Source organism: Undibacterium sp. Ren11W (assembly GCF_049340485.1).
Taxonomy (GTDB): domain Bacteria; phylum Pseudomonadota; class Gammaproteobacteria; order Burkholderiales; family Burkholderiaceae_D; genus Undibacterium.
The window spans coordinates 1-4,657 of sequence record NZ_JBMPPB010000018.1 but is presented as its reverse complement, the minus strand read 5'-3'; the positions used below and the strand labels follow the sequence as shown (position 1 = coordinate 4,657).

Sequence of the window (4,657 nt, the reverse complement as noted above, 5' to 3'; positions counted from 1 at the left end):
TGCCCAGCGATTGACCATCGCTGCAGCGTGCCTGCATGTTGAGTGCAGGACTTAGGCGGTTGTGATTTGTACCAAACTTCGCAGTATCTTCCGATACCGGTACATAAGGCAAACACACAAACAATACTTGTCGTAAATCTATAACACTAAAGTTATAGGGACAAGCCTTACGGGCAATTAGTACTGGTTAGCTTAATGCATTACTGCACTTCCACACCCAGCCTATCAACGTCCTGGTCTCGAACGACCCTTTAAAGAGATCTAGTCTCTGGGAAGTCTCATCTTAAGGCTAGTTTCCCGCTTAGATGCTTTCAGCGGTTATCTATTCCGAACATAGCTACTCGGCAATGCCACTGGCGTGACAACCGATACACCAGAGGTTCGTCCACTCCGGTCCTCTCGTACTAGGAGCAGCCCCCTTCAAACTTCCAACGCCCACGGCAGATAGGGACCAAACTGTCTCACGACGTTTTAAACCCAGCTCACGTACCACTTTAAATGGCGAACAGCCATACCCTTGGGACCGGCTACAGCCCCAGGATGTGATGAGCCGACATCGAGGTGCCAAACTCCCCCGTCGATATGAACTCTTGGGAGGAATCAGCCTGTTATCCCCAGAGTACCTTTTATCCGTTGAGCGATGGCCCTTCCATACAGAACCACCGGATCACTATGTCCTACTTTCGTACCTGCTCGACTTGTCAGTCTCGCAGTTAAGCACGCTTATGCCATTGCACTATCGTCACGATGTCCGACCGTAACTAGCGTACCTTCGAACTCCTCCGTTACACTTTGGGAGGAGACCGCCCCAGTCAAACTGCCTACCATGCACTGTCCCCGATCCGGATAACGGACCAAGGTTAGAACCTCAAACAAACCAGGGTGGTATTTCAAGGATGGCTCCACGCAGACTGGCGTCCACGCTTCAAAGCCTCCCACCTATCCTACACAGATTGGTTCAAAGTCCAATGCAAAGCTACAGTAAAGGTTCATGGGGTCTTTCCGTCTAGCCGCGGGTAGATTGCATCATCACAAACATTTCAACTTCGCTGAGTCTCGGGAGGAGACAGTGTGGCCATCATTACTCCATTCGTGCAGGTCGGAACTTACCCGACAAGGAATTTCGCTACCTTAGGACCGTTATAGTTACGGCCGCCGTTTACTGGGACTTCAATCAAGAGCTTGCACCCCATCATTTAATCTTCCAGCACCGGGCAGGAGTCACACCATATACGTCCACTTTCGTGTTTGCATAGTGCTGTGTTTTTATTAAACAGTTGCAGCCACCAGTTTATTGCAACCCTTTCGTCCTTCCCCCGCAGGGGGGTCAAACTACAAGGGCGTACCTTATCCCGAAGTTACGGTACCAATTTGCCGAGTTCCTTCTCCCGAGTTCTCTCAAGCGCCTTAGAATACTCATCTCGCCCACCTGTGTCGGTTTGCGGTACGGTCTCGTATGACTGAAGCTTAGAGGCTTTTCTTGGAACCACTTCCGATTGCTTCGTGAACAAGTTCACTCGTCTCAACCCCTTGAATTACGCACCCGGATTTGCCTAAGTGCCTTCTACAAGTCAAGAACAGGCTCATCCAACCGCCTGACAACCTTCCGCGATCCGTCCCCCCATCGCATCATACGACGGTGCAGGAATATTAACCTGCTTCCCATCAGCTACGCATCTCTGCCTCGCCTTAGGGGCCGACTCACCCTGCTCCGATGAACGTTGAACAGGAAACCTTGGGCTTACGGCGTGGAGGCTTTTCACCCCCATTATCGCTACTCATGTCAGCATTCGCACTTCTGATACCTCCAGCATCCTTTACAAGACACCTTCGCAGGCTTACAGAACGCTCTCCTACCATATAACCTAAGTTATATCCGCAGCTTCGGTGACTGGCTTAGCCCCGTTACATCTTCCGCGCAGGACGACTCGATCAGTGAGCTATTACGCTTTCTTTAAAGGGTGGCTGCTTCTAAGCCAACCTCCTGACTGTTTTAGCCTTCCCACTTCGTTTTCCACTTAGCCAATCTTTGGGACCTTAGCTGGCGGTCTGGGTTGTTTCCCTCTTGACGCCGGACGTTAGCACCCGACGTCTGTCTCCCAAGCTCGCACTCATCGGTATTCGGAGTTTGCAATGGGTTGGTAAGTCGCGATGACCCCCTAGCCATAACAGTGCTCTACCCCCGATGGTGATACTTGAGGCACTACCTAAATAGTTTTCGGAGAGAACCAGCTATTTCCAAGTTTGTTTAGCCTTTCACCCCTACCCACAGCTCATCCCCTAATTTTTCAACATTAGTGGGTTCGGACCTCCAGTACCTGTTACGGCACCTTCATCCTGGCCATGAGTAGATCACTTGGTTTCGGGTCTACACCCAGCGACTAATTTCGCCCTATTCGGACTCGATTTCTCTACGGCTTCCCTATGCGGTTAACCTTGCCACTGAATGTAAGTCGCTGACCCATTATACAAAAGGTACGCAGTCACGGAACAAGTCCGCTCCTACTGTTTGTATGCACACGGTTTCAGGATCTATTTCACTCCCCTTCCGGGGTTCTTTTCGCCTTTCCCTCACGGTACTGGTTCACTATCGGTCGATTACGAGTATTTAGCCTTGGAGGATGGTCCCCCCATGTTCAGACAGGATTTCACGTGTCCCGCCCTACTTGTCGCAAACTTAGTTCCACACCGAGGATTTCATATAAGGGGCTATCACCCTCTATGGCTGGACTTTCCATTCCATTCTATTATCAAAGGTGCTAAATCTTGCAGGCTGTTCCCATTTCGCTCGCCACTACTTTGGGAATCTCGGTTGATTTCTTTTCCTGCAGCTACTTAGATGTTTCAGTTCGCCGCGTTCGCCTTGCATACCTATGTATTCAGTATGCAATACCCCTAAGGGTGGGTTTCCCCATTCGGAAATCTGCGGATCAAAGTGTGTTTGCTCACTCCCCGCAGCTTATCGCAAGCTACTACGTCCTTCATCGCCTGTAATCGCCTAGGCATCCACCATGTGCACTTAGTCACTTGTCCCTATAACTTTAGATTCTGGTGTCTTTGTTTAATTACTTAAACCAAGGTTCATCACCAAAAAATCGCTATAGTTCTTATTACTATGAGTATTACTTTAGCGTTTGCCGTATCTCAAGATATTTGATTTTCTAAAACCCTGTATTGCTACAGTGCTTTTCAAACTCTTTTTAATACATTTTATGTTTGTTTGATACAATCACAACCCTTCCATGAATTATCGTTAATAACTGTCGTTATTAATTTCCTTCACAGAAATAATTTTGATTATTTCTACTTTACTTCTTCTCAATTGTTAAAGAACGGTCTTACTTGATACTTTGCTTTCGTTTCGAAAGAACAAATCTCAATAGCGCTCGCGCTACTCACATTTGTTTTTTCGCTCCCTTTCCACTTCACTGGTAGGGCTGGTTGGACTCGAACCAACGACCCCCGCGTTATCAACACGGTGCTCTAACCAGCTGAGCTACAGCCCCACTTCTTTACTAGCTTCGTACTAGGTAAATGGTGGAGGTTAACGGGATCGAACCGTTCACCCCCTGCTTGCAAAGCAGGTGCTCTACCAGATGAGCTAAACCCCCAATTCGGGAACTCGGTATCGATGAATTTCTTCATCTCTACGTTCTTTATCATTAACAGTCAATAAGTGTGGACACTTAATTCGTAGCGCACTCTAGAAAGGAGGTGATCCAGCCGCACCTTCCGATACGGCTACCTTGTTACGACTTCACCCCAGTCACGAATCCCGCCGTGGTAAGCGCCCTCCTTACGGTTAAGCTACCTACTTCTGGCGAAACCCGCTCCCATGGTGTGACGGGCGGTGTGTACAAGACCCGGGAACGTATTCACCGCGACATGCTGATCCGCGATTACTAGCGATTCCAACTTCATGTAGTCGAGTTGCAGACTACAATCCGGACTACGATACACTTTCTGGGATTAGCTCCCCCTCGCGGGTTGGCGGCCCTCTGTATGTACCATTGTATGACGTGTGAAGCCCTACCCATAAGGGCCATGAGGACTTGACGTCATCCCCACCTTCCTCCGGTTTGTCACCGGCAGTCTCATTAGAGTGCTCAACTTAATGTAGCAACTAATGACAAGGGTTGCGCTCGTTGCGGGACTTAACCCAACATCTCACGACACGAGCTGACGACAGCCATGCAGCACCTGTGTTACAGTTCTCTTGCGAGCACCGCCAAATCTCTTCGGCATTCTGTACATGTCAAGGGTAGGTAAGGTTTTTCGCGTTGCATCGAATTAATCCACATCATCCACCGCTTGTGCGGGTCCCCGTCAATTCCTTTGAGTTTTAATCTTGCGACCGTACTCCCCAGGCGGTCTACTTCACGCGTTAGCTGCGTTACTAAGTCAATTAAGACCCAACAACTAGTAGACATCGTTTAGGGCGTGGACTACCAGGGTATCTAATCCTGTTTGCTCCCCACGCTTTCGTGCATGAGCGTCAGTGTTATCCCAGGGGGCTGCCTTCGCCATCGGTATTCCTCCACATATCTACGCATTTCACTGCTACACGTGGAATTCTACCCCCCTCTGACACACTCTAGCCATACAGTCTCAAATGCAGTTCCTAGGTTGAGCCCAGGGATTTCACATCTGACTTATA

General features: G+C 49.2%; 2 tRNA genes and 2 rRNA genes. All 4 read right to left on the bottom strand.

Annotation, left to right across the window (positions count from 1 at the left end):
* Positions 1 to 156 precede the first annotated feature (156 nt).
* Positions 157 to 3,033: ribosomal RNA gene (locus ACO0K8_RS22250) — 23S ribosomal RNA — on the bottom strand.
* A gap of 396 nt (positions 3,034 to 3,429) precedes the next feature.
* A tRNA-Ile gene (locus ACO0K8_RS22245) sits at positions 3,430 to 3,506 on the bottom strand.
* A gap of 29 nt (positions 3,507 to 3,535) precedes the next feature.
* A tRNA-Ala gene (locus ACO0K8_RS22240) sits at positions 3,536 to 3,611 on the bottom strand.
* 96 nt (positions 3,612 to 3,707) lie between these two features.
* Positions 3,708 to 4,657: ribosomal RNA gene (locus tag ACO0K8_RS22235) — 16S ribosomal RNA — on the bottom strand; the annotation flags it as partial.